The 1,386-nt window shown below is 46.5% G+C and carries 1 protein-coding gene; it reads left to right on the top strand.

The features are described 5' to 3' along the window. Window positions 1-51: 51 nt before the first annotated feature. Window positions 52-1,374 (top strand): IS4 family transposase, encoded by a 1,323-nt coding sequence (locus E2980_RS23870; RefSeq protein ID WP_135154708.1) that lies wholly within the window; start codon window positions 52-54, stop codon window positions 1,372-1,374. Window positions 1,375-1,386 lie beyond the last annotated feature (12 nt).

The raw sequence follows: 1,386 nt of genomic DNA on the forward strand, positions 1-1,386 counted from the left end.
TAGGTGAAATCGTGTGGCGAAGCCCCTTGAAAAAACGAGGAGGTTTTGCCAATGAATGAGTACGCGAATTCGCTAAAACAAAAGCTGACATCCCTCATACGAGAAATGTCAGCCACACCTGCACCTTATGTCAAAAACCCTGAGATAGATTTTACCCGAAAGAAAAAGCTGCCCTTTGAAACGGTTATGCAACTCCTGATCTCCATGGGCGGCAATAGCCTATATAAGGAACTCTTGGAATCGCAGGGCTATGACGTAAACACCGCAACGACTTCTGCTTTTGTCCAACAGAGGAATAAAATCCTGCCCTCTGCTTTGGAATTCTTGTTTCACGAATTTACGCAATCGTATACGGACATTAAGCACTACCGAGGGTATCGATTGCTTGCTATTGACGGTTCGGATTTGCATATCGCAACTGACCCTGCGGACACGGAAACCTACTTTCAAAGTCAACCGAACACGAAAGGCTACAACCTTCTGCATTTGAACGCAGCCTATGACCTGTGCAACAGACTTTACGTCGATGCCATTGTTCAGCCACGAAGGTTGTGGAACGAGGGAAGGGCGCTGGCAGCTATGGTTGACCGTTCTCCCATCAAAGGCAAAACCATTGTTATTGCCGATAGAGGTTATGAAAGCTACAACAATTTCGCGCATATTGAACGCAAAGGGTGGAACTACGTCATACGGGTAAAGGATTTGGATTCCAATGGTATTCTTTCGGGCTTGCGTTTGCCCGCTGGCGGAGAGTTTGATCGGGACGTTCATCTGACACTTACCAAAAAACAAACCAAAGAGGTCAAGGCTCATCCCGAGATGTACAGGTTCGTCCCTTCCACCTCTACCTTTGATTTTTTGGATTTGCAGGAGAACTTGTTTTACCCGATTTCCTTTCGGGTTGTTCGTTTCGTCCTGCCGAACGGCGCTTATGAAACAGTCATTACGAATCTTTCTAACGCTGATTTCCCACCAGATGAACTCAAGTCCATATATAACATGCGATGGGGCATCGAAACCTCTTTTAGGGCATTAAAATACACCGTCGGTCTGACTAGTTTTCACGCAAAGAAGCAAGAGTCCATCACCCAAGAGATTTTCGCAAGAATGATCATGTACAATTTCGCTGAAATGATGACCTCGCACGTCGTCATTTCCCAAATGGATAAACGGCACCCCTACCAAGTCAATTTCACGGTTGCCGTTCACGTTTGTAGACATTTCCTGCGCTCACGAGGCGATGAACCCCCGCCCGATGTTGAAGCGCTGATTCGCAAAAACATTTTGCCGATTCGACCCATTCGCCCAGGGCAGAAGAATACGCGCAAAATCCGCTATAAATCAGCTGTCAGCTTCGTCTACAGAGTAGCATAATTCGTATCACAT

Source organism: Cohnella luojiensis, assembly GCF_004564235.1.
Taxonomy (GTDB): domain Bacteria; phylum Bacillota; class Bacilli; order Paenibacillales; family Paenibacillaceae; genus Cohnella; species Cohnella luojiensis.